The organism is Paenibacillus periandrae (assembly GCF_022458865.1).
GTDB classification, from domain to species: Bacteria; Bacillota; Bacilli; order Paenibacillales; family NBRC-103111; genus Paenibacillus_S; species Paenibacillus_S periandrae.
Genome location: NZ_JAJNMU010000031.1, coordinates 13,071 through 36,728, shown reverse-complemented (window position 1 = coordinate 36,728; position 23,658 = coordinate 13,071). Strand labels below are relative to the sequence as shown.

Below are 23,658 nucleotides of genomic sequence, written 5' to 3'. Positions count from 1 at the left end.
TTATGACTTAAAAATAAGCCTTATTACCCATAAATTGATTACTTAATTTTTTTACATATAAATGTAAAACAATGCTATAATACTGCTTAATGTCAGTTTAGATAAAACTAATATAGGGAGAATCCAGTTAATGTCCAATTATAACATTTTATTGGCCGATGATGAATTATCGCTGCGATTTTTATTGACCGAAACTCTCGCTGACGAAGGTTACAGCATTACAGAAGCAGAAGACGGTAAGGAAGCCCTGAATTATATAAAGAGCAACAAATATGATCTGATCATCCTCGATTATATGATGCCAGAGATGACGGGCGTAGAGGTTTGTGAATGGCTTCGCAATCATGACAACCCTAATCAGCTGTCACCGGTCATTTTATTAACAGCCAAGGCACTGGAGAAGGATCGGGATCGGGCACGTACTGCCGGGGTAAGCACTTATATTGTCAAGCCCTTCAGCCCGCTGCAGCTGGTGGATACGGTACAGCAATTAATTGAAAGCTAAATTCAATAATATAAATTGTGACTGGATGTGAAAGGTTTTGCGGCAAACGACACCTGAGGAACGTATTCGTAGAGAAGAAAAGCTGTTAAAGGAAGGCCGGAAAAAATATATAGGAGAACTACGCAAGCAGCTGGCTCAACTCAGTGAACTGAGTGTGACTCAGGAAGCGGATATGAACCTGGATATTGCTTTGAAGTTGTATCGGCTTGTCCACACGCTTAAGGGAAGCGCACCGATGTTTGGTTTTATTCGCATTGGAGCTATTGCCGAACAACTCGTTCTTCGTTGGGAGTGGGCCCAGGATTTTGAACTTACAGTCATTCAGGAGCATTTGATAAGGAACGAATTTCAAACATCGCTTGTGGGGAGTGCGGCTTTGATGCAGCAGTTGTCGATGGAGCTCGATATTTATGAGCAGGAGCTTGACCTCGATGAGCATCAGGAGCAAATGAGTAAGCGCATGCCATTGATGGCTTTGGGAAGCCGATTGCTTGTCATCGATGATGACGATGTGCTGCGTTCCTATTTGGTTCGTCGCTTTAAGCTCGAGGGCTATGCGGTTGATGAAGCCAGAGATGTGGCAGAAGCACAAAAATTACTGAGGGAATTCAACTATGATCTGATTTTGCTGGATTTGATGATGCACCCTCAATCCGGCTATGAGCTGTTCGAATTTGTAAAAGAGGATCCAACGCTCAAATGGATTTCATTGGTTGTTCTTTCGGGGCGTAATCATCTTCATGACAAGGTTCGCTGCTTTTATTTGGGTGCGGATGATTTCATTACAAAGCCGTTTCAGTATGAGGAACTAAGCGCCCGTGTGTACAGTCTGCTGAAGCGGACCAAGGATTTTGAACAGATGGCTTTTCGTGATCCATTGACAGGAGTGTATAACCGGCGTTATTTTGACCATCAGGTTAAGGTTGAGCTTCAACGTATCGAGCGTTATCCGTCACCGATGTCTCTCGTATTTATCGATATCGACCGATTCAAATCGATCAATGATACATATGGACATCATATAGGTGATCTCGTGCTACAAGGCTTGGCGCACTTATTGCAAAATCACTTAAGGACAACCGACGTGCTGGCCAGGTTCGGGGGAGAAGAGTTTGTCATTATTTTCCCTGGAATGTCGGGGCCACAAACGTTGAAAGTAGTTGAATCCATATTGGAGCATGCCAGGAGCGGGCCCGTAGCCCAGAATGAAGGGCAAGCCATCCATATTACCTTCTCCGCGGGTATCTGCGAATGGTCAAGTAGGATGACGGTGGAGGAATGGATCAAAAAATCCGATGATGCGATGTATACGGCCAAGCAAAATGGACGCAACGGAGCACTTCTCTATTCCGAAGGTATGTCTGCTGCTGAGATCGCAGGAACGGTTACGGTTCAGGAACGTAAAAAGACGGTATTAATCGCCGATGACGATCGTATTCTCCGTTCTATTCTTGTCTCCAAGCTGAAGCACCTTCCTGTTACCTTTGTTGAGGCGGTCGATGGTGAGGAGGCTTACACCATATTGAAAAGTCAGCAAATCGACTTGTGTATATTGGATGGATTGATGCCAAGGCTGGACGGCTTCGAAATGCTGGAACGAATGAAGGAAGAGTCCAGCAAGCCGGAAGAAGTACGGATACTGATGCTGTCAGGACGCAGCCGCGAGGAGGATTTGACCAGAGGACTTGAGCTGGGCGTTGATACGTATATGCACAAGCCCTTTTCCATGGTAGAGCTGGAGGTCAAGGTCAAGCAGCTCCTGGAGCTTGGGTAGAGTGTGAAGTTCGATCCAAAAAGCTTGATAACTAAACAGAGTACCCTGTTATCAACAAGCCGCGTTAGCCACGCTTCAAGTGTGGTTAACGCGGCTTGTTTTGTTGCGGCTTTACCATGCCAGGATACGAATGATATCGTCGAGGATTCGATTTCTTCCCTGCGGTGTCCAGCTCATTAACCTGTGGATGATGGTTCTGCATCCGTCTGCTGAACGTAAGTGGAGTTAAAGGGGATAGTAGGAGATCGAAAAAAGATTACCAAGAAGACCCGTGACAGCCATCGTTGGCCGCGCGGGTCTTCTTGGTAGGCAAGCCTATTAGGTGGGCTCTTTGCATTTCTTACAAATCATCCCAGTTCAGGCTGGAGGATTTGCTGTAATTGGTTACCTTTTGCTCGAAGAAATCGGTTTTCATGCTGTTCATATTGCTGAAGTTTTCGACCCATTTCATCGGATGCTCGACAACCTCAGGGTAAAGGATTTCCAGACCAAGCATCTTCAGGCGCTCATTGGACAAGTATTTGATATATTGATCAATAATCTCATTGCTCAGACCATTCATCATATCATTAGTAATATATTGACCCCATTCGATTTCGTGCTCAACGGCGGTTTTCATCATTTGACGCAAATCGTCGATCAGCTCGTTCGTGAAAATTTCAGGGTTTTCCTTGCGGATTTCCCGGAAAATGTTTTGGAATAAAGCCAAATGGGTTAGCTCATCACGTTGAATATATTTGATTTCGGATACGGTTCCGAGCATCTTACCTTGACGACCCAGCGAATAGAAGAAGCTGAAGCCGCTGTAAAAGTAAATGCCCTCCAAAATATAGTTAGCCATGATCGCGCGCAGCAGGTTCGTTGTTGAAGAATCCTCGATAAACTTCTCATACAGGTCTGTGATAAAACGATTGCGACGCAATAGATGCTTGTCTTCGCGCCATTGGTTGTAAATATCGTCACGCACCTCTGCAGAGCAAACGCTATCCAGGATATAAGAGTAGCTTTGGCTGTGCACAGCCTCCTGGAAGGTTTGGACGGTCAGACATAAATTAACCTCGGGAGCGGTGATGTACTCATTGATGTTAGGCAAATTGGAGGTTTGCAGGGAGTCCAGGAAAATCAGGAAGCTGATGATTTTATCATATCCTTGGCGCTCATGCGGTGAAAGAAATTTATAGTCCTTGGCATCCTGGGCCAAAGGAATTTCCTCTGGAATCCAAAAGTTATTCATCATGTTGCGGTACATCTTTGTAGCCCAATCGTATTTGACATTGTTAAGCTCGATCAGGTTTGTGGTATTGCCGCCAATCATTCGGCGCTTGCCCCAATCACGGTCGCCATGTTCGTTAAAAAGTTTCTTTTTTTTGAGATCCAAAGTGGATGCCTACCCCCTAAATCCCCCTGGGAGGGGGACCCCAAGGGGCGCTGCCCCCTGGACCCCCTCTGACGGGAGAGTTTCTATTGTGTGTTATACTCGCGTTCGTGACCCGCAGGTGGGGCTTAGGCTCTGTCTTGCGCCAGAGTCCAAGTCCCACCTGCGGGTCACACGCTTAACTGTAGTGCTGTGATGGTTAGAGCGGTAAGGTTGGTGGTATCCTCGCTTTCGTACCCCTTCGGGGATACACGCTCTACGGTTGGTGCAGGTCAAGAGATACGAGATGACAAGCTTAAGGCTTAAGGTCAAGGGCTGAGCAGTTCGCTTCGCTGCTGCGAGATCAAGAGCCAAGAGCAAGCAGTTCGCTTCGCTGCTGCAAGATCAATAGCAAAGGCCAGAGCAACAGCAAGACATACCTATAAGATATTGTTTCCCAATTGCTGCTGATTACTATTTTTTTAAGCGGAGCAGCTTACGCAATCTTCGACTTCCAGGCTTTTGTTGCGGACGTAGTAAACGGTTTTCAGGCCGTTTTCCCATGCGGCGATGTACAGGTCCAGAAATTCCTTTGCGGACAGCTCGGGTGTGATGTACAGGTTGAATGACTGCGCCTGATCGATATGGCGTTGGCGAACGCCTGCGGCTTTGATGCTCCACAGTTGATCGATCAAGTGGGCCTCTTTGTAATACCACATGGTTTCAGGATTCAGGTTAGGTGCCGTTTGCGGGATCACGGCGTTCTTTTTCTCTTCAACGAAAAATTTATTGAAGATCGGGTCGATGCCTGCAGTAGAACCGGCGATCAAAGATGTAGACGCCGTTGGTGCGATAGCGAACATCCAGCCGTTACGCACCCCGTATTGAGCAACCTGCTCCTTCAGCTCCAGCCATTCAGGGCTGTTGTAGCCGCGGGAGTCGAAGTAAGCGCCTGTTTGCCATTCACTGCCCTCGAATGCGTTGAACGCACCTTTTTCCTTGGCGATTTCCATGGAGGCTTTGACGGCATAATAATTCATCCATTCATAAACCTCGTCGGCTTTGGATACGTGGTCATCGGATTCCCACTGGATTTTGAGCTGAGCCAGCATTTGGTGATAACCGCTTGAGCCGAGACCGACAGCACGGTATTTTTTGTTCGTAATTTCAGCTTGCGGGATCGGGTAGTAATTCAAGTCGATAACATTGTCCATCATCCGCATTTGGGTAGTGACGACACGCTCGATATCTTCCTTGGTGTAGGCGCGGCCCAGGTTAAGAGAAGACAGGTTGCATACAACGAAATCGCCGCTTTTGACTTGGTTGGTAATGATGCCATCCTCATGCTGGGTTTGCAGCAATTCGGTCGGGCTCATGTTCTGGCAAATTTCGGTGCACAGATTGGAGCAGTAGATCATGCCGGCATGCTTGTTCGGGTTGGCGCGGTTAACGGTATCGCGGAAGAACAGGAACGGTGTGCCGGTTTCGAATGCGCTGGTCAAAATACGCTTCATGATATCAATCGCCGGAATTTCGTCCTTGGAAATTTTATCATCATTGACGCACTCTTGGTACCGACGCTCCCATTCTTCGCCCCAGCTGTCTTCAATGGAGTAGCCCTTGACCTTGCGAACCTCGTGAGGATCCAGCAAGTACCAGCTGCCGCGTTCCTGAACGGTTTTCATGAACAGATCGGGAATACAAATGCCAGGGAAAATATCGTGGGCTTTCATCCGATCGTCACCGTTGTTGGTTTTCAGGTTCAGGAAGTCCAGTACGTCCTTGTGCCATACGTCGAGATAGACAGCGACAGCACCGGAGCGTACGCCTAGCTGGTCAACCGCAATAGCGGTGTTATTGTAGTTTTTGATCCACGGAATAACGCCGCCAGCGACGCCCTTGTATCCGCGGATATTGGAGCCCTTGCTGCGGACTTTACCCACATAGATACCCATGCCGCCACCATGCTTGGACACCTGCGCGAAGCTTTGATCCACGTTGTAAATTCCCCACAGATTGTCCGGCACCGTGTCAATAAAGCAGCTGGACAGCTGATGCAGCGGTTTACGTGCATTAGCAAGTGTTGGTGTTGCAACCGTCATTTCGAGCTTGCTCAGCACATCGTAGAACTGCTTCGCCCATTTGAGCTTGTCCGTTTCCTTCATGGCCAGATGCATAGCAACTCCCATGAACAGCTCCTGCGGCAGCTCCAGCACTTCCTTGTCAAGACCGCGGATGAGATAACGGTCTGCCAGCGTCTTGAGTCCGATATAATTTAACAAATAATCGCGTTCAGGCTTGATATATGTTCCAAGCTCTTGAATTTCTTCACGGGAGTAATGCTCGAGAATGTATTTTCCATATAAGCCCATATCCGTTAAATATGTAATCAGCGAGTACAAATCTCCATAGCCGAAATGTCCGTACTTGCGGTTCAGGCGAGCTTCTTTATATAAATCATAGGCTAGCAGCTTGGCGGCAACATACTGCCAGGTTGGCTGCTCCACACTTGTTTTTTCCACAGCAACTTGAATCAACAGTCGTTGAATTTCTTTGGTGGTGATTCCATTGCGGAATAGAGGCAGTAAAGCCGTTTCCAGCTCTAGCGGATCACAATCCGGATACGTTTCACTGGCGAAATCGATAACCTTTTTCATTTTGGAAAATACCAGTTCTTCCTTAGTGCCATCTCTTTTGACAATAATCATCGTGCTATCTACTCCTTCATTGAACAAAAATAAGATGAAATCAGATACGGTGTCCGTTTTTAGACAATGAAAAAGCATGTTGTCCTGTTGACAAAACAGGCACATGCCAGTCATCAGCTGCATGCATGGAGGTTAAAAAGTTTGTGCAAAACACATTGACAAAACAAATGACATATGATAGTGGATCACACAAGATCTAGTTGCTTTTGAAGCCGTAAAATGAATTTACCTCAATATATGGTGTCGTGTCAATCTCTTAATTTTCTCGAAAAATAGTCCTGAAAGGTTTGGGCTTTATAATAAATGGCTGTATTTCGCCATAATCGGTCAATTACGGATAAATAAGCGAGATGTTCTAAATCGACACGAAAATCAACTAAATAAAAAATAGTCGGATAGACCTACACATTGTAAGAGTTCAATAGATTAGTTGACTTTTTCGATAATGACTAAATAGGATCCTCATTCAGTAGGTTCAATTCTCTTGCCTGGGAGACTGCCTTCATTCTCAGCAATGACAGGTAAATTCGGTCCCAGTGTCTGAATAAGCTGCTCCTTCCAAATTATAAGCTTGCCGCTATGCTCAGACCGAATCTCTCCAATTAAATCACGAAATGCCTGGATGATCGGTTCATACGGAATATGATGATCTATTTGAACGAATTTGCCGGAAATGAAGTACCCTTTTTGTTCGACGATAGGTTTGTACATTTCTTTGATTAACGATTTTTGCCAATGCCCGCGTGACCTGTAATGAGTACGACTTCTTTATTACCATGATCTACGAACCTCTCGAAGCATTCTACGAGCTGAGCTGTCTCCAGTTCACGCCCATAAACCTTCTGCGGAATTTCAAAATTACCGAACTGACTAGTCTGATCCAGCACAAAGCTGGCAATGCTGCCTGTTTCTGACCATTGCTGGTAGCAGGCTTCAAGGTCAGCCGATAGGCCATACGCACTTTGATACCGCTCTTCCATATTTTTGGGTATCAGCTTCATAATCATTTGGGAAACAAGGGTAGGGATTTCTGTATTGTAGATGTCAACCGCAATGGGTTCTTTAGCGATATGAGCGTGAATCCATTCAATCGGGTCCAAAGCCGCATAGCTTCACTTTAAGTGTATCGGGATCTATCAAGATATGTTCAGGATGAATATCTTTATGAACAAGTTGATGATGATGAAGCCCGCTCAGCGCCTTGCTGAGCTGAATGGCAATCGGAAAAAAACATGAAGGGGTACAGGCTTCGATCGAAGATAGGTTGTGAGGGGGATACTGTCGAAATCCTCCATAGTCAGAGCAAAGACGGAGCCTTGTTTTTCTAAACTAATGGATTTGACAAAACCTTCATGCGAGAGGCCTTTGGAAATTTCGTATTCATGGATCAGCTTCGTAATGTCGTGTATATGAGGAGATGCAGATGTAAGAGCTTTGACGAGGATATATGAACTATTTGTAGGGGCATAGCCTCGATAAATGATATACTTTTCATGCTGAAGCGACTAATTTTGTATTCGTATATCGATCAAAAGTAGACATATTGGAAATCACCTTATTATCCATGTAGTTAGTCATTCTATAGTAGTATACGCGAGTAGACAAGCAAATGAAATCATTGCTTTCTTCCATCTCCTTTCGGTTCATGGACACCTGTAAAATGAGAATTCTCATAACTGACTTCAAGTGTGACATTAACGTGAATAATTTGGTTTGTAGCTCGTGGATGTGCTACATTTAAAGCAATAAGCGAGGTTTGGGGTAATACGACTATGCATCTCTAAGGAGACAAAAATATGAACGATAAGGAAGCGCTCGTCAGATTTGGCATCTCCATGCCGCAATCACTGATCGAACAATTCGATGCCATGCTGGTCAGCCAAGGATATGACAATCGTTCGGAAGCCGTTCGGGATTTGGTTCGCAGAGCCTTGCTGGCTCCGGGTCATATTCAAACTGAACAGATGGCTGCGGGAACGATTGTGCTGGTGTATGACCATCATGTCAGTGATCTGCCTATGGTTTTAACCGATCTTCAGCATCAGTACCATCAAGAAATTAATTCAACCCTTCACATTCATCTGAACCAGCATCAATGCCTGGAGGTCATTGTCGTTAGAGGAATTGTCAGTCGGCTTCGCGATTTGCAGCAGCGCATACAGGTATTAAAGGGTGTAGGCTATGCAGAGCTTTCCGTGACTCATGTAGATGAAACGGACCCGGCTGGACATGGACATCATCATGACCATGACCATGACCATCATCACAATGAACATGAATAGGGGATGAACATGTGACTACTTATTTTACATTAGCAGAAGCTAATGCAATGATTCCTTTAGTGAAATTGGATGTTGAGAAGCTGCAGGGCATTAAACAGCAATATCGCGAGAAACATGATGAGCTGCAGCTGTTGAAGGCCTATTTTCGCAAGCATGTGCCGCCTGCAGGTAGAGATCCATTTTTTACCTTGGAATGTGAAATGGATTTTTTACAGATGGAAGGCAATACAATTGTGAAGAATTTTGAATTAAAGGGCGTGCAATTAAAGGACATTGACACTGGGCTTGTCGATTTCCCGGCCATATGGAACGGACATGAGGTGCTGTTGTGCTGGCGGCAGGGAGAGGACAGCATTACGCATTACCATGGAATGGAAGAAGGCTTTGCGGGCAGAAAAAAGCTTACTGAAGAATAACCGGGGATTGCACGAGGAGGATTTAAGAGTATGTCAAGCGTACGAATGAAGCACCTGGGAAAGCAATCGGCGTATGTTCAAAGGCTGACGGGGCTGCTTCTTATCAGTTTGTTCGTGTTTACCCTGCTGTTGGGAATACCTCAATTTGCAGGAGCACATGCCGGTTTGCTGGAATCCGTACCGCCTGCCAATGCAGAGTTGGATCAACCACCCGCCCAAATTGTTTTGACTTTTAACGAACGTCTCGAAGACGGTGTATTCTGGATTCGAGTAATGGATACGAACAAAAAACAGGTTACTGCCAATAAGGCACAAATCAATCAGGAACGCACAAAGCTGACGCTGGATCTGCCGAATCTGGGGCAAGGCAATTATCTCGTTAGTTATCATGTGATATCGGCGGACGGTCATCCGGTGGACTCGACGTATTTGTTCGCTGTTGGACAAACCCTAAGCAATATACCGACAGGTACGATGGGAAATAGTGAGCATTTGCATCCATCAGGGCTTTCCGGTGGAGTTAAATTTACTGATATTATTCATTTCATCTCAAGAATCGTTTATTATGCTTTTATGCTGGCGTTTACCGGTTGGGTGCTGTGGCTGCGATTTAGCGGAATGCAGAGAGCAACGACGCACACGATGCTTCAAGGCTGGACATTACAGCTGCAAAGGGGCTTTGTGGTCGCTTTTATTTTTATGATGTTCACGCATTTGTTTGCAATGGTAGGGGATGGTGGCTCAGAGGCTCTCGCGATGCTGTTCACGCAAACGAGTATCGGATATGTGTGGGTTGCCTCATTGGTGCTGTCGCTTCTCGGGTTTGTCGTGTTATTCCGCAGTCTATGGATCGATCTATTGTGGGTCGTTCTCATTTGGCTGTTCAAGAGCCTTAACGGCCACGCGGCTGCCTTTGAGCCAGTGAATCAGACTGTCATGCTGGATGTCGTTCATTTGGCTGCTGCATCACTATGGGTAGCAGGGCTGCTGATGCTTCTAGTATTGTGGAAACGAAGCAGGGATGAAGCGATCACCTTATTCCCGCGTGTTTCGGGGGTCGCACTGGCCAGTCTGGCTGTACTTGTCGTATCCGGTGTATTGTCGGTACTTATTATGCTGCCGGATGTTCTTTACGTAATAGAAACACAATGGGGCAAGCTGCTCCTGTTCAAAAGCGCACTGGTACTGCTCGTTATTGTGACCGGCTCGCTGCTTCGCTTCTACCATCAACGCAATGGGGTTTCGAGAATTGGCTCTTTACTTAAAATAGATGCTGTCCTAGCCTTACTAATAGTTGCAATAGTCGGCATATTCACCTATTTAACCCCACTGCCAGCAAACGAGCCGCTGAGCTGGCATGTCATGGGTGATAAAGTTCATATGACTGCACAAATCTCACCGAATAATCCGGGAGTGAACGACTTCACGGTGAAGATCTGGCTTCCGGAAGAGCTGGGCAAGCCTAAACAGGTCATGCTGAAGCTGCAGGATATGCGTTCACCCGAGATAGCGCCGCTTGAGGTCCCATTGAAGCTAACAGACAATAGTAATGGCATGGAAGAAACGTATGGAATGAAGCAGTACACATACAAATCGCGCGGTGCTTATCTGCCTTATGCTGGTTATTGGAAGCTGGAAGTGCGTGCTATGAACAGTAACGATGATGAGACTGTGTATGTCAAAGAAATTCGTGTATTTTAATCGTGAAGCAGTAATATGAAAGGCCTATTATCTTAAAGTTGGATATTAGGCCTTTTGGTCTATCTTCCTATTGTCGAATTTAATCGAAAAAGGTAAAATGAGGATTATAGATGGAAAGAGGATATTCCTTTAAGGAAGCTGAGGCACATCATGAATAATAAAAGGGTTATGTCCAATGAAGTCGGAGAAGGAAATAAGTGGACAAGCGGTAGCATGAATAATGCCTCCTTGCTATGCATTGGGTTGGTTACGTTCTGCTCATATACCGTAATCATCTCATCCAGAATTGTACTTGGAATGGAATTGGATTTGTTGAATTATTTAATGACAGGTTTTGCCCTGCTCGTAATCGTTCCATTCGTATATGTGCTGGCTAGGCGGAGAGCGATGAAAACGGCTTATTTTATTCCTTTGTTGATTCTGCTTTTCGTCATTGCAGAGTTGGTGGAGGTGGGTATCCGAATGTTCACTACGTATGCGGATATTCACAAGGGTATGCTGTATACGTTATACGATATTGCTGGACTGCTTCTATTTATGCCACCTATGCTGTACTTTGCTTTAATGGATAACAGGCATCAGGAAAAGTTGGAGTCGAAGCTGTTTTTCCTGGCGTATCATGATATGCTAACAGGCCTTCCCAATCGAAAAATGTTCGAGGAGCACATGGAAACCGCAATCGTACGCCATAAGCTCAACAATCACTCATTAGCTGTCCTGTTCATTGATCTGGTCCGTTTTAAAAATGTGAATAATACGTTCGGTCATTACTTCGGCGATTTGCTCCTTATTGAAGCAGCAGATCGTCTGCGCAGCAGCTTGCGATCGATTGATCACATTTCCCGACCCGGAGGCGACGAATTTTGTGTGCTCATCGAGCAATTAACAAATGCAGAGGATGCACATAAAGTGGCACAAAAGCTTTTAACCCAGTTAACGCTTCCTTTCAAACTGCAGGGGCATGAGCTGCGTATCGGCTGCAGCATCGGTATCGCCCTATATCCGGATGATGGCGGCGACCCTGTCACACTGATGAAAAATGCGGATACAGCCATGTATCGTGTCAAGGAGCATGGAAAGACAGGATTTCAAAGGTATACTGCGGAGATGAATGATAAGGCCATTCAAACCTTGATCATGGAGGAATGGCTGAACAAGGCGTTGGAGGAAGAACAATTTGTTTTGTTCTACCAGCCCCAGATTAAGATTGAGAATAATCGAATCATCGGAATGGAAGCACTGCTGCGATGGAAGCACCCGAATCTCGGAATGATACCGCCGGGGGAATTCATTCCATTGGCAGAGGAAACCGGACTCATTATTCCAATCGGAGAGTGGGTACTACGGACGGCCTGCAAGCAAAATGTAGCATGGCAGCAGGCAGGCTATGAACCGATGAAAATGGCTGTCAACATTTCTCCCATTCAGTTTCATCAGGGCTGCTTTGTTGAGGTTGTGCTGGATGCCTTGAAGGAAAGTGGCTTGGATCCGCAATACTTGGAGCTTGAGATTACGGAAGGCATAGCGATGTTTCAGGTCGATCAAGTCATACACAAGCTGCATACATTGCGCTGTCATGGTGTTCAGATTTCGATAGATGACTTTGGTACAGGATATTCCTCTTTAACGTATTTGAAAAAATTTCCGATCCATAAGCTGAAAATTGCTCAGGAGTTTGTGAGAGGGCTCACTTTTGATCCGGATGATGCGGCTATCGTTCAGGCAATTATTGCGATGGCTCACAGTTTGAAGCTGGATGTTATCGCAGAAGGTGTAGAAACCAATGAGCAGCTTGAATTTCTGACTAGTGTGGAATGCAGAGAAATCCAAGGATACATATACAGCAGGCCCCTGCCTGCTCATGAGCTAATTCAGATGATGCCAACGATTGCACATCATGTCATGTGAGTGAAACCCATTCAAAAAAACACTTCAAACCCACTAATAAAGTGTCGTTGAAGTGTTTTTTAAATTCATTTCTAAGCCTGCGTATTATGGAACTATTCCCTACAGCTTGGCCGATGCGTTCGGTAGTGCAAGCTGCTCTTTGACCTCACTTGCTTGTGAAGAACGATATGTCAGGTAGAAAAGCACCCGTATAATGGCAATGGTAATAAAACAGCCCCAGATCGGCAGAAAGGCGGTTAGCGCACCGGCCAGAAGTGCCCCGATGCCATTGCCCAGGTTCATGACCAATTGAAAGTCAGAGAAGTAAGCCATTTCCTTGTCATGCCGCGCGGCTTCATTCATCATCATGGTCTGTGAAGACACTTCATGGACGGCCAGACATACACCCACCCAGCCTTGAATCACGAGCAGCAGCCAGAACGATTGAATAAATCCATAAGGGATTATCGCTAGAGCCATGCCGATCACAGCAACGCCGTATACTTTGAGAATACCGTAGCGGTCCATTAAACGTCGTGCAACCGGAAGCAGCAGGGTGGAGACGATACCGGCCGTGACGACGAAATAGGCGATTTGTGCGTTGCTAAGCTTGAGTACATTGACATGGTAAATCACGAATAAAGGTGCTACCATCGCAATCCCTGTATTATTGAGACCCATCCACCAGGTTCTTCGGTCACATTCCTGAAAAGGATGAACCTTGGACAATTTGAACTTCATTTTTTCACGAGGAGCGAGCTCGGCAATAAGCGACATTCCGGCAAAAGTGGCAAAACAGCCGATCAGCATCGATATGACATAGTTTTTGGGAAACATCCAGTTGTAAATATCAAGAAAATGACCGACAGTAAAGCTGCCAATCGTGACAATAATAATTCCAATTATTTTATTGTTGCTAAAAATGCGTGGAAACTCGGATGGTTCCACCCATTTACGTAAAATGGCTGGCTGCTGGGCACTGCTGATCATGACCGAAACAGCATTGATCGACCAGAAAATCATCAAATAAGGGATTGGATTGGGGAGCAGTACGGAAAAGGCCATGCATAAAAATGCACCCTGCCGCACATATCCGCTTGTCAAAAAAACGCCTCTGGTTAATGGGAGCTGTCGCGTAAGGAAAGCTAGCGAAAGCGCACAAAACAGAGGCGGAAGCGAATTGGATAAAGAAATTTGGAAATTGGTAGCTCCCAACCGGGCAATTAATACCCCCAGAAAGGTGAAGAAAAACACGCTTTTCATGTTTTGCAATCCGGCATCCAAATAAATACGGGTCGACACTTTCATCTGCTTCAGAACCTTTCGTATGAGGGCGGCAGAGGCAGAAATTGGCCCTTGAAGTATGTTCACGGATTAGCATACCTTGATAAGCGGTCAATTTACATGGACGGTGCTATTCAAAAACATGGATTATCTTACTATACAATTTAATCGCACAATCAGGCTTTCCAGCTTTGTGGGTGATTGTCGGATATGTATTGGGCAGCTGCGGCATTGGAGATTACCTGCTCCGCATTTTTGCAACCAGGTATGACAGCTGTAACGGCAGGATGCTTTAAGCACCAGGCCAAAGCCCAGGTAGCCATATTCATGCCTTCAGGTACCTCGTGCTGCCGGATGCGCTCGGCTTCCTCCAGCTTGCTTATCGTAACATTCCGATCATGAGCATTACGTACGTCATTGTCAGCAAACACCACGCCTGGCTTATATTTTCCGCTCAAATAACCGCTAGCAAGTGGAACCCGTGCCAATACTCCGAGATTTTGCTCTTCACATAACGGGAATACGCGCTCCTCGGGTTTGCGGTCCAGTCGATTATAAATGACCTGAATCACCTCGGAGCCGACCTTGTTCGAACGTTCGGTTTGGTACAAATTATCATTACTGCCGATGGAGGTGCCCAGATGACGGATTTTACCTGCTTCTACCTGCTTGTGGAGCAAGGTCCACAGCTCGTCTTGATCAAACGCTTCATCCGTACCGGAATGAAATTGATATACATCGATATAATCCGTACGCAGTGCTCGAAGCGACGCCTCCAATTGGGAGATAACCTCCTGTGGCGACCAACGCTGGGAGCGGTTCATATGCTCATGAAATTGATGACCGAACTTTGTAGCAATTACCCAGTCCTCGCGGCGTCCACGCTCAATGTAACTGCCGATAAGCGATTCCGAGGTATGATCTCCATAACATTCGGCCGTATCGATCAGATTAATGCCAGATTCTTTAGCCTGATCGAGAATGGCATCGGCTTCCTGCTGCGTGTAGGTTTTACCCCATTCGCCTCCAAGCTGCCAAGTGCCGACCCCAATTACAGATACTTTCAGCTTTGTTGATCCCAATTGACGATATTTCATAGGTATTCCTCCTTGAATAATGGTTATCCTTTTATTTAACGACATTTGCATAACGGATGTCAAAAGCAGATAATAAAGCTAAAAGCATACAAGGAGAAGATTAGAGAAATGCGCAACCGTATATTAGCACCCCTCATTGTCCTATTGCTTGCAGCAGCTGTTCTGACAGCTTGTAACTCAACGGCTACACCAACACCTTCACCAGCACCCAGTGCAGCAATGGAGCCTGCAACCCTGCAGGGGCAATCCGAGCATTGGAAGATAAACGTGAATTACTTGGTCAAAGATAATGCATTGGAAGAAGTACCCACGATTCAGTACTTGTCCACAGTAGATGTTAATGAAGCATCGGTAACGATAACACATAAGGGCCAACAGCCTTTAACATACCAGGTAATTAATCCAGATGCGTTAAAAAGTGGGCAGGCGATCGAACTTAACGGAAGTTCAAAAGTTGTTTCATGGAAAGATATAGATAAAATCACTGTCGATTGGAAGGTGGACACTACGAAGTATGCGGAATACATCACCCCGACCCTGAAGACAGCCGCTGCTACCCCATGAATCGATTATGCATCATTCCCTGCGGGTCCAGGAAAATATGGGACATCCACGCTGCCGCTGGACCTACCGAAGCCAGACAAGCCTATGTTGGAGCCTTTCATAAGGCTTGTCAGCGATATGCAGTGACCTTCTTCACCGATTGGGTCATTCTTTCTGCCAAGCACGGTTTTCTACTGCCCGATGATATCGTACCCTCTAATTACGATCTGGCTTTCAACCACAAAAGCACAGACATTATTAGCATCGATTCACTCCGACAGCAGCTTATAGATAAACGTCTGGATCACATAAAGGAGATCATTATGCTAGGCGGGAAGAAGCATGCTCGCGTCTTGAGTCAGCTCTACGATCCGAGCTGCAGCGTGACTTATCCGTTGAGCGACTGCAAAGGGATTGGTTATATGCTGCAAAAGCTGAACAACGAGCTGTTAGCATACAACAAAATACAATAGGTAAAGAGATGTTTCGTATGCTTGCGGTCATAACTGAGCTAGTTGTATCGTGGGTTGGAAAAAAAGAAATAGGTAAGATGAATATTAACATTTGTAGAGCATCCCAATAATAGAGGTGCTCTTTTTCTTGTTTTATTAGGAGAAGGTGCTGGTTTCTATTAAAAATATTCATTTTGAAAGGGAGCTGTTTCTGTAGATAGTTTGCTAAGCATTCCCTTGGCTTGGTGATGTGAAGTATCTCGAATTTCTTGAAGTATTGCAATGATTTTCGCTAGAGCTATAAAAAAGATACCAAATTGAAAAATGCGGAGTTGGATAGCGGGCTGAAATCACCTGAGAAAAGCCCGTAAGATTGTCGGCTGAAATAGCTGAACATCGAGCTGTCTCAAGTCACACCCTATTGGACAATCGCAATAAAACGCTTTATAATCAATGAGCAGGTAACATGAGATTGACGTGGATACCATACATGCGGGTGTAGTTCAATGGCAGAACGCTAGCTTCCCAAGCTCGAGGCGAGGGTTCGATTCCCTTCACCCGCTTTTTGTTACGCTCGTTGGAATGGGGATAAATGAGTCGAGATGGGTTTGAGCAACAAACATGTAAAGGAGCTTTGCCACTGAAAGTAGGGTGGCAGGCCCTTTTTTTGTTTTAGACGGAAAGCTATTGCAGACTTCTTAAGAGGTGAATGAGTTAAACGTACGTTTGAGTAAGGTTGCTGAATAAGCTTCGTCACTCCGCCGATAAGGCGGTTTTTTTATGTGCTCGGCAGCACATCGTCCCAAGAGTGAAGGCCTCTAGCACGCCGTGAGGTGGCGGTAGTGCATAGGTGACCCGAGTGCTATATCCGCGAGGATGAAGTTGGCTTAAGGATTCTGACTAGTCAGACCCATGGCTTCGTAAGTACCTGATAAAGACAAGCGAGTGAGCTGTAAAGCCATGTATCGCGGTGCGTACATCATTTGCTGGTCAAGCCACTTATAGATAATGCCTATGAGGGAGCAGCTAAGATAATCCAGCAGCAAATCTAGTGGAACGATCAGTTTTTTCTCAAGACTAATGTGCGAAATCCTTACATAGCAACTGTCACGAATCAATTCCTGCAGCTTAGTGGAGAATGACAACCGTGGCATTTTAGTGATCATCATTTTGTAAAAAAATTCGTTCTTCGCTATATGTTCAAACAGTGCGATGAAATAAGGATCAGGAACATCATGGCTTGGATAATATTCGTAATAGGTTATTTTGTCGTGATGGAGGACTTCGCTTAGAGCGGTGATATGCTCGGCTGTTATTTTTTCCAGCAGGTCGAATTTATCCAGGTAGTGGAGATAGAATGTGGAACGGTTAACGTTCGCTTTCTCGGTAATGTCCTTGATGATGATATCAGAAAAATCTTTTTGCTCCAACAATGCGAGAAAAGCTTCCACGATCATTTGGCGTGTCCTTTGAATGCGTCGATCCATATTGGAATGAGTGGATGACAAATAGGTTCAACTCCTTTTAGACAACAAATTTACTAATAATGTCGAATAAACAACAAAATAATAATTTGTAATTTATTCCATAATTGAGCTTGGATTGATAAAATTACCCAATAACGCGTTTATAGCAGACTGCAGATCAAATCTACAATTTAGGGGCACAAGTAGTTTATTGGTTCCTTAGGCAACAGAATGGCGAATAATGTCGTTTATTCGTCAAAAACTGAAATATTGATTGTTGAATAAAATAGAATACTACCTATAATAATGAATTAAACGCACTAAATCAATCGGAATATTTAAGAGTTACCGATCGATTTTACTGCATAGCGAGAGGAGATCAGACGAGTGCGGGGAGATTATTTTCTAAAAAGTTTGCAGGACGGGCGAAATGTTTGGCTTGGAGGTGTTAAAATCGAAGCCTTGCCCCAACATTCCGCATTCAAAGGAACATTGGAGACCATTCGCCATTTATTTAATATGTTGGATGATCCTGATAAAAGAGACATCGTGGGATTCCAGGTGCCGGGTAAAGAAGCTTTTGCGCACAGCTCGTTTCTGGTGCCTTACTCGACAGAGCAGTTGTCCCAGCGGAGCAGGTCCTTCGCGTATTGGTCTCAAGAAACACATGGAATGATGAGTCGCCTATCGGATTACGCTCGTTCCCTAGTTACCGGCTGGTACGCAGCCCGGGAACAAATAGGCAGGCTTGATCCGCATTTTGAATCCAAAATATCTTCCTATTATGAAATGGCAAGGGATAATGACCTATTCCTAACTACTGCGATTATTGATCCGCAAATTGACCGTTCCAGCGGTCTGGAGGACAGCCGTATCGCTGATCGCTTCCTGCATGTCGTGAAGGAAACGAGTGAGGGCATTGTCATAAGGGGAGCTAAAATGATTGCTACCGGAGCCCCCTATACCCACGATTTTGTCGTTTTTTCTTTTTTGAATTTTAAAGCTGATGAAAGTAAGCATGCGCATGTTTTGATAGTTCCGGCGAATTCAGAAGGGCTTCATATCGTTTGTAGGGAGTCCTTTGCCGACAATCGGGAGCAAAGCCATATTCTAAGCTCCAGGTATGAGGAAATGGACGCAGTACTATTCTTCGAAGACGTGTTTGTTCCTTGGGAACGGGTGCTGCTACATGGTGATTCGGAGAAGGTTTTGAAGCTGCGGGCTAATAAAACGGCCAATTCTCTTGCATTTCACCAGAATATTGTCCGCTACGTAGCTAAGCTGGAATTCGTGGCTGGAATCGCGTTCGCAGTGGCGGAAGCGATCGGTGCCAACGGATTCCTACATGTTCAGGAGAAGCTTGGCGAACTGCTGAATCAGATCAATGTGATGAAAGCCTTGGTAATTGCCTCGGAAACGCAAGCAAAGCCGGATGAAACGGGGGTATGGATTCCCGAGCTCTCGTATATTGATACGGCGCGCAGCATCGGGACCAAGTTTTATCCACGAGCGATAGAGATCTTGCAGCAAGTGGGCGGTGGTGGTTTCGTACAGGCCCCGTCGGGAGTGGAGGATTTCTACGGGCCGATTTCCAAGCTGATGCACCTTTATTTCGAAGGCGCATCTGTCAGTGCCGAGAAGAAAGTGCAGCTGTTTAAGCTCGCATGGGATTTGATCGGAAGTCCTCTGGGGGCAAGGCATGAGCTATATGAACGATTCTACGCCGGTGATCCGGTTCGGGCATATGCCAATCAGTATTTGGGGACCCATACAGAGCAATTGACTGACCCTGTATGGAAGCTGCTCAAAGAAGCAAGCAAGCGTGGCGCAAGCTTTGTTTAAGACAGAACCACTAATTGCAAGGGAAGGATGGGTTTACAATGGAAGTGTTTTGGTTTATTCCAACGCACGGGGATGGCCGGTATTTAGGGACGAGGGAGGGCGCTCGCGCTGTCAGTTACGCCTACTGCAAACAGATTGCACAAGCTGCGGATGAATTGGGATACAGCGGTGTGCTGCTGCCGACAGGAAAATCGTGCGAAGACGCTTGGATCGTCGCGTCAACACTCGTAACGGCCACAGAAAAATTGAAATTTTTGGTGGCTGTCCGCCCCGGACTGATGTCTCCAACGCTTGCTGCCAGAATGACGGCTACCCTGGATCGCTTCTCCCAAGGGAGACTGCTAATCAACGTTGTAACGGGCGGTGATCCTGTTGAATTGGCGGGAGACGGCATTTTCCTCAGCCATGATGAACGGTACAAGCTAACTGGCGAGTTTTTGGATGTGTGGCGCAAGGAGCTTGAGGGTGAAGAAGTCAATATTGAAGGAGATCATATCCGAATTGAAGGCGGCAAAACACTTTATCCTCCTATCCAAAAGCCATACCCGCCGCTTTATTTTGGAGGTTCGTCGGAAGCAGCTCAAGAAATAGCTGCAGAGCATGTAGATGTCTACCTTACCTGGGGCGAACCACCCGATCAGGTAGAAGATAAAATCAAGCATATGCGCAAGCTCGCCTCAGCCAAGGGACGCACCCTCCGCTTTGGGATTCGGCTTCATGTAATTGTCCGCCAGACGGATGAGGAGGCTTGGAAGGCAGCTGATGAATTGATTGCGCACTTGGATGAGGAGACGATCCAATCAGCACAGAAGATCTTTGCCCGTATGGACTCTGAAGGGCAGAGACGGATGTCCGTTCTCCATAATGGAGACCGTTCAAAGCTGGAAATCTCCCCTAACCTGTGGGCAGGCATTGGTCTTGTACGCGGAGGAGCGGGAACAGCGCTGGTAGGCAGTCCTGACAGCGTGGCTGCTCGAATGAAGGAGTACGCCGCTTTAGGAATCGAAACGTTCATTCTTTCGGGCTATCCACATTTGGAAGAAGCTTATCGCACGGCAGAGCTGCTATTTCCCAAGCTGCCGCTTAAGAGACCGGAAGGGAACGGCAACCCGTCTTTCATTAGCCCATTCGGGGAAATGATTGCGAACAATGAGATTCCTGACGCGAAGGTAAGAAGCGGGAAATGAAATTGAAAAGCTTATGCTCGTGAAGCTTTAGACCTATGGAGGTATACGCGATGGCAAATCCCCACAATCAATTCCATCTTGCTGTTTTTCTGCTGGCAGGAGGGCATCATGTGTCAGGTTGGAGGCATCCAGAAGCTGATGCATTGGGAGTTCATGACTTTAACTATTACAAACGTCTTGCGCAAACGGCTGAAAGAGGCAAATTTGATGCATTTTTCTTTGCAGATGTGCTGGGCATTGGCCAGAATGATAGGCGGTTCGATCCCAGCAATGTACGCTTGGATCCGATGCTTCCCTTGGCGGCACTGGCTGTCGTGACGGAGCGTATAGGGCTTGTGGCCACAGTAAGCACCTCTTATAACGAACCGTTTAATGTGGCAAGGCGATTTGCAACGCTAGACCATCTCAGCAATGGCCGTGCTTCATGGAACGTAGTAACAAGCTTCAAATCGCAGGAAGCCAATAACTTCAACCAGCATAGCTTGCCTGATCCCAGTGTGAGGTATGAAAGGGCAAGAGAATTCGTACAGGTCGTAAAGGGCTTATGGGACAGCTGGGAGGAAGACGCTTTGGTAGCTGACAAAGAGAGGGGGATTTTTTCATTAGAGGATAAAATTCACGATTTAAACCACGAAGGCAAGCATTTTTCGGTTCGAGGTCCACTTAATATTAGTCGTCCACCCCAAGGGCACCCTGTAATTTTCCAGGCAGGCACATCCGAAGGCGGTAAGGAGCTTGCGGCCGAGACGGCCGAGGCGGTTTTTACCGCTTGGTCTACGCTGGAGAATGCCGTGAAGTACTATCAGGATGTCAAGGGAAGGCTTGCCCGTTATGGAAGAACTCCCGACCAGTTGAAAATTATGCTCGGCCTGATTCCCATTGTCGGAAGAACCGAGGAGGAAGCGGAGCGTAAAGAAAGGGAACTGCAGAATTTGCTCTTGCCTGAGGTTGGCGTTGCAAAGCTGTCTTATATGTTCGGATACGATTTATCCCCATTCCCTATTGACGAGCCGTTACCGAAATCGTTCAATTTAGGCGATTCCCATGGAGCCAGCAGCCGGTTTCAACCGATTAAGGACATCGCCGATCGGGAACAGCTTACCATAAGACAGCTGTACGAACGTTATGCAGGTAATCGTGGGCATCTGCAGGTAAAGGGAACGCCCGAGCAAATAGCGGACATTATGGAGGAGTGGTTTGTTGCCGGAGCAGCGGACGGCTTTAACATTCTGCCACCGTATTTGCCGGGAGGTCTGGACGATTTTGTTGATCTTGTCGTACCGGAGCTGCAAAGGCGTGGTTTATTCCGTACCGAGTATGAAGGAACAACGCTGCGTGAGCATTTTGGATTGTCGCGTCCGGCAAATCGGTTTCATTAAACATCGCAGGTTCTTTCCAAAAACGGAAAGCTCTTGCACTAAAACCTACTAATTCTATTGGAATTGTAATATTATTCACAAACAAGTAAAGGGGAAACAAATATGCATATATTGAAAAGAGACTGGACCAGGTATATCGCAATTATGATGATTCTTATGTTGATTCTATCGGGGTGCAGCAGCGATGTATCGACCAATAAGGTGAGCTCACCTGCGCCTGGTCCAGACACCACCGCAGCGAATGGACCTCAAAAAGGTGGGGAATTAACCTATGCGCTTGCAGGCTCTCCACGAAGTCTTGACCCGCATGGAGATGGATCGGCATTGGGTGCCAGAGTGCAGAGGACCTTGTTCGATAGTCTTGTTATTTTGCTGGATAATCAGGTCAAACCATGGCTTGCCACCGAATGGTCGAACTCGGCAGATGGCATGGTTTATACGTTCAAGCTTCGTAAGGACGTCAAGTTTCATGATGGAACCCCTTTTAACGCTCAAGCTGTGAAGTACAATTTTGACAGACTTATTGATCCGAACACCAAGTCTGGCGTAGGAAGAGAGGCGATTGGGCCTTACTTATCTTCTGAGGTCATCGATGACTATACGCTCAAGGTCAATCTCGAAAAGCCATACGCTCCTTTCCTATCAGGACTTAGCCAGTTTTTTATTGGCAATGTATCCCCTACTGCACTGGAGAAGCTTGGGTCTCAATTAGGTAAAATTCCGGCTGCAGGAACAGGACCGTTCAAATTCGTGAAATGGGTGGAAAATTCAGAGATTGTGGTAGAAAGAAATCCCGATTACAACTGGGGACCGACGGGCTTGTCCAATAACGGTCCAGCCTACCTGGATAAGCTAACCTTCAAGATTGTTCCTGAAGAAGCGACGCGAATTGGAAGTGTATTAAGCAAACAGGTGCTTGCGGGTGAAACGATCCCTCCGCAAAACGTTGTTGCTCTAAAAAACGATCCCAATTTTCAAATCTTTCAAACTCAGACGGGCGGTTTGCCCTACACGCTCTTTATTAACCAAAAACACGCACCATGGAATGAGCTTAAAGCCAGACAAGCCCTTCAATTAACGATTGATGTCGATTTTATTGTGAAGACACTCTATATGGGCACCTATGAACGTGCGTGGTCACCATTATCTCCATCTACTTTCGGTTATTCCAAGTCTGTGGAGAATAAGGTCAAGCCTGATGTCAAGAAAGCGAATCAACTGTTGGACGAATTGGGGTGGGTTCGTGGTGCGGATGGAATACGGGAGAAGGATGGCAAGAAATTGACAATTCTTTATGTAGACAGCTCCCCCAATCGTGAAAAGCGTAATGATATCGCCGCGATTATCCAACAGCAGTTGAAGGAAATTGGAGTTTCCGTAGACGTGCAGATCACAAAGGATGCTTACACAAGCGTAATAACCAAAGGCCAGCCCTATGATGTATTTGGAAACAGCACAGTAAGCCCGGATCCCGACAGAGTTCGTTTCTTCTATCATTCTCAAGTTAACAACGTGCCTGGCGACCAACGGAACATACCGGGATTATCTGATCCGGAGATCGACAAGCTGATTGATCAAGGCGGGCAAGAAACAGACAAAAGCAAGCGTGAGGAGATTTACAAGCAGTTTCAAAAGGCCGTTATAGACAAGGCCGTCATCATTCCGATTTATGTGTTTCCCTATACCGTTGCAGCAGCCAAATCAGTTCACGACTTGAAATTCGATTCGCCTGGATACCCGTTGTTTAATGATGTGTTCATCGCAAAATAAGGTTAAGGTAG

19 protein-coding genes and 1 tRNA gene are annotated in these 23,658 nt (G+C 46.1%); 13 read left to right on the top strand and 7 right to left on the bottom strand.

Annotation, left to right across the window (positions count from 1 at the left end):
- Positions 1 to 130: 130 nt before the first annotated feature.
- Together LRL21_RS37460 and LRL21_RS37455 are read left to right on the top strand one after the other, a co-directional pair.
- Positions 131 to 505, top strand: coding sequence for a response regulator (locus tag LRL21_RS37460; RefSeq protein WP_240420910.1), 375 nt, complete (start codon positions 131 to 133; stop codon positions 503 to 505).
- A 37-nt stretch (positions 506 to 542) separates the two neighbouring features.
- The gene (locus tag LRL21_RS37455; RefSeq protein ID WP_240420909.1) at positions 543 to 2,279 is read left to right on the top strand and encodes a diguanylate cyclase; all 1,737 of its coding nucleotides are present in this window, start codon (positions 543 to 545) and stop codon (positions 2,277 to 2,279) included.
- Between the two features lie 340 nt (positions 2,280 to 2,619).
- On the opposite strand, the gene LRL21_RS37450 is transcribed toward LRL21_RS37455, so the two are convergent.
- The 4 genes from LRL21_RS37450 to LRL21_RS37435 all read right to left on the bottom strand — a co-directional run bounded on the left by LRL21_RS37450 (position 2,620) and on the right by LRL21_RS37435 (position 7,441).
- Entirely contained in the window at positions 2,620 to 3,657 is a 1,038-nt protein-coding gene (locus LRL21_RS37450; RefSeq protein ID WP_240420908.1) for a ribonucleotide-diphosphate reductase subunit beta, read from the bottom strand.
- 458 nt (positions 3,658 to 4,115) lie between these two features.
- A complete protein-coding gene (locus LRL21_RS37445; RefSeq protein WP_240420907.1) occupies positions 4,116 to 6,341 on the bottom strand; it encodes a ribonucleoside-diphosphate reductase subunit alpha in 2,226 nt (741 codons plus the stop codon).
- A 462-nt stretch (positions 6,342 to 6,803) separates the two neighbouring features.
- The gene (locus LRL21_RS37440; RefSeq protein WP_240420906.1) at positions 6,804 to 7,052 is read right to left on the bottom strand and encodes a hypothetical protein; all 249 of its coding nucleotides are present in this window, start codon (positions 7,050 to 7,052) and stop codon (positions 6,804 to 6,806) included.
- 8 nt (positions 7,053 to 7,060) lie between these two features.
- Positions 7,061 to 7,441, bottom strand: coding sequence for a hypothetical protein (locus tag LRL21_RS37435; protein WP_240420905.1), 381 nt, complete (start codon positions 7,439 to 7,441; stop codon positions 7,061 to 7,063).
- Positions 7,442 to 8,137: 696 nt separating this feature from the next.
- Here LRL21_RS37435 and nikR point away from each other — a divergent pair.
- From nikR to LRL21_RS37415, 4 genes are all read left to right on the top strand, one after another.
- Positions 8,138 to 8,623 carry a nickel-responsive transcriptional regulator NikR gene (gene nikR, locus LRL21_RS37430; protein WP_240420904.1) on the top strand — a complete coding sequence of 162 codons (486 nt, stop codon included), beginning with the start codon at positions 8,138 to 8,140 and terminating at the stop codon, positions 8,621 to 8,623.
- An 11-nt stretch (positions 8,624 to 8,634) separates the two neighbouring features.
- Positions 8,635 to 9,039 (top strand): DUF2203 domain-containing protein, encoded by a 405-nt coding sequence (locus tag LRL21_RS37425; RefSeq protein ID WP_240420903.1) that lies wholly within the window; start codon positions 8,635 to 8,637, stop codon positions 9,037 to 9,039.
- 30 nt (positions 9,040 to 9,069) lie between these two features.
- A complete protein-coding gene (locus LRL21_RS37420; RefSeq protein ID WP_240420902.1) occupies positions 9,070 to 10,740 on the top strand; it encodes a copper resistance CopC/CopD family protein in 1,671 nt (556 codons plus the stop codon).
- Between the two features lie 150 nt (positions 10,741 to 10,890).
- Positions 10,891 to 12,648: a putative bifunctional diguanylate cyclase/phosphodiesterase gene (locus tag LRL21_RS37415; protein WP_240420901.1), complete on the top strand. Its 1,758-nt coding sequence runs from the start codon at positions 10,891 to 10,893 to the stop codon at positions 12,646 to 12,648.
- 99 nt (positions 12,649 to 12,747) lie between these two features.
- On the opposite strand, the gene LRL21_RS37410 is transcribed toward LRL21_RS37415, so the two are convergent.
- On the bottom strand, positions 12,748 to 13,935 hold the full coding sequence (locus LRL21_RS37410) for an MFS transporter (protein ID WP_240420900.1): 1,188 nt from the start codon (positions 13,933 to 13,935) through the stop codon (positions 12,748 to 12,750).
- Between the two features lie 152 nt (positions 13,936 to 14,087).
- A complete protein-coding gene (locus tag LRL21_RS37405; protein WP_240420899.1) occupies positions 14,088 to 15,008 on the bottom strand; it encodes an aldo/keto reductase in 921 nt (306 codons plus the stop codon).
- Positions 15,009 to 15,116: 108 nt separating this feature from the next.
- Between LRL21_RS37405 and LRL21_RS37400 the strand changes: the two genes are divergently transcribed.
- The 3 genes from LRL21_RS37400 (at position 15,117) to LRL21_RS37390 (ending at position 16,566) form a co-directional block, all read left to right on the top strand.
- The gene (locus tag LRL21_RS37400) at positions 15,117 to 15,572 is read left to right on the top strand and encodes a hypothetical protein (protein WP_240420898.1); all 456 of its coding nucleotides are present in this window, start codon (positions 15,117 to 15,119) and stop codon (positions 15,570 to 15,572) included.
- The gene (locus tag LRL21_RS37395; protein ID WP_240420897.1) at positions 15,569 to 16,024 is read left to right on the top strand and encodes a DUF6884 domain-containing protein; all 456 of its coding nucleotides are present in this window, start codon (positions 15,569 to 15,571) and stop codon (positions 16,022 to 16,024) included. Before LRL21_RS37400 ends, LRL21_RS37395 begins: the two co-directional genes overlap by 4 nt.
- 471 nt (positions 16,025 to 16,495) lie before the next feature.
- Positions 16,496 to 16,566 (top strand) — tRNA-Gly (locus tag LRL21_RS37390).
- A gap of 324 nt (positions 16,567 to 16,890) precedes the next feature.
- Here the strand turns inward: LRL21_RS37390 and LRL21_RS37385 are convergent.
- Positions 16,891 to 17,490, bottom strand: coding sequence for a TetR/AcrR family transcriptional regulator (locus LRL21_RS37385; RefSeq protein ID WP_240420896.1), 600 nt, complete (start codon positions 17,488 to 17,490; stop codon positions 16,891 to 16,893).
- A gap of 366 nt (positions 17,491 to 17,856) precedes the next feature.
- Between LRL21_RS37385 and LRL21_RS37380 the strand changes: the two genes are divergently transcribed.
- The 4 genes from LRL21_RS37380 to LRL21_RS37365 all read left to right on the top strand — a co-directional run bounded on the left by LRL21_RS37380 (position 17,857) and on the right by LRL21_RS37365 (position 23,647).
- Entirely contained in the window at positions 17,857 to 19,311 is a 1,455-nt protein-coding gene (locus tag LRL21_RS37380; protein ID WP_420832536.1) for a 4-hydroxyphenylacetate 3-hydroxylase family protein, read from the top strand.
- A gap of 38 nt (positions 19,312 to 19,349) precedes the next feature.
- Positions 19,350 to 20,498 carry an FMNH2-dependent alkanesulfonate monooxygenase gene (gene ssuD, locus LRL21_RS37375; protein WP_240420895.1) on the top strand — a complete coding sequence of 383 codons (1,149 nt, stop codon included), beginning with the start codon at positions 19,350 to 19,352 and terminating at the stop codon, positions 20,496 to 20,498.
- A gap of 50 nt (positions 20,499 to 20,548) precedes the next feature.
- Positions 20,549 to 21,877, top strand: coding sequence for an LLM class flavin-dependent oxidoreductase (locus tag LRL21_RS37370; protein ID WP_240420894.1), 1,329 nt, complete (start codon positions 20,549 to 20,551; stop codon positions 21,875 to 21,877).
- A 102-nt stretch (positions 21,878 to 21,979) separates the two neighbouring features.
- On the top strand, positions 21,980 to 23,647 hold the full coding sequence (locus tag LRL21_RS37365; protein ID WP_240420893.1) for an ABC transporter substrate-binding protein: 1,668 nt from the start codon (positions 21,980 to 21,982) through the stop codon (positions 23,645 to 23,647).
- Positions 23,648 to 23,658 lie beyond the last annotated feature (11 nt).

Coding starts and splice junctions, on each gene's coding strand:
- LRL21_RS37460 (WP_240420910.1), top strand. CDS start 131: ATGTCCAATTATAACATTTTATTGGCCGATGATGAATTATCGCTGCGA.
- LRL21_RS37445 (WP_240420907.1), bottom strand. CDS start 6,341: ATGATTATTGTCAAAAGAGATGGCACTAAGGAAGAACTGGTATTTTCC.
- LRL21_RS37440 (WP_240420906.1), bottom strand. CDS start 7,052: ATGTACAAACCTATCGTCGAACAAAAAGGGTACTTCATTTCCGGCAAA.
- nikR (WP_240420904.1), top strand. CDS start 8,138: ATGAACGATAAGGAAGCGCTCGTCAGATTTGGCATCTCCATGCCGCAA.
- LRL21_RS37420 (WP_240420902.1), top strand. CDS start 9,070: ATGTCAAGCGTACGAATGAAGCACCTGGGAAAGCAATCGGCGTATGTT.
- LRL21_RS37415 (WP_240420901.1), top strand. CDS start 10,891: ATGAATAATAAAAGGGTTATGTCCAATGAAGTCGGAGAAGGAAATAAG.
- LRL21_RS37410 (WP_240420900.1), bottom strand. CDS start 13,935: ATGAAAGTGTCGACCCGTATTTATTTGGATGCCGGATTGCAAAACATG.
- LRL21_RS37405 (WP_240420899.1), bottom strand. CDS start 15,008: ATGAAATATCGTCAATTGGGATCAACAAAGCTGAAAGTATCTGTAATT.
- LRL21_RS37400 (WP_240420898.1), top strand. CDS start 15,117: ATGCGCAACCGTATATTAGCACCCCTCATTGTCCTATTGCTTGCAGCA.
- LRL21_RS37395 (WP_240420897.1), top strand. CDS start 15,569: ATGAATCGATTATGCATCATTCCCTGCGGGTCCAGGAAAATATGGGAC.
- LRL21_RS37385 (WP_240420896.1), bottom strand. CDS start 17,490: ATGGATCGACGCATTCAAAGGACACGCCAAATGATCGTGGAAGCTTTT.
- ssuD (WP_240420895.1), top strand. CDS start 19,350: ATGGAAGTGTTTTGGTTTATTCCAACGCACGGGGATGGCCGGTATTTA.
- LRL21_RS37370 (WP_240420894.1), top strand. CDS start 20,549: ATGGCAAATCCCCACAATCAATTCCATCTTGCTGTTTTTCTGCTGGCA.
- LRL21_RS37365 (WP_240420893.1), top strand. CDS start 21,980: ATGCATATATTGAAAAGAGACTGGACCAGGTATATCGCAATTATGATG.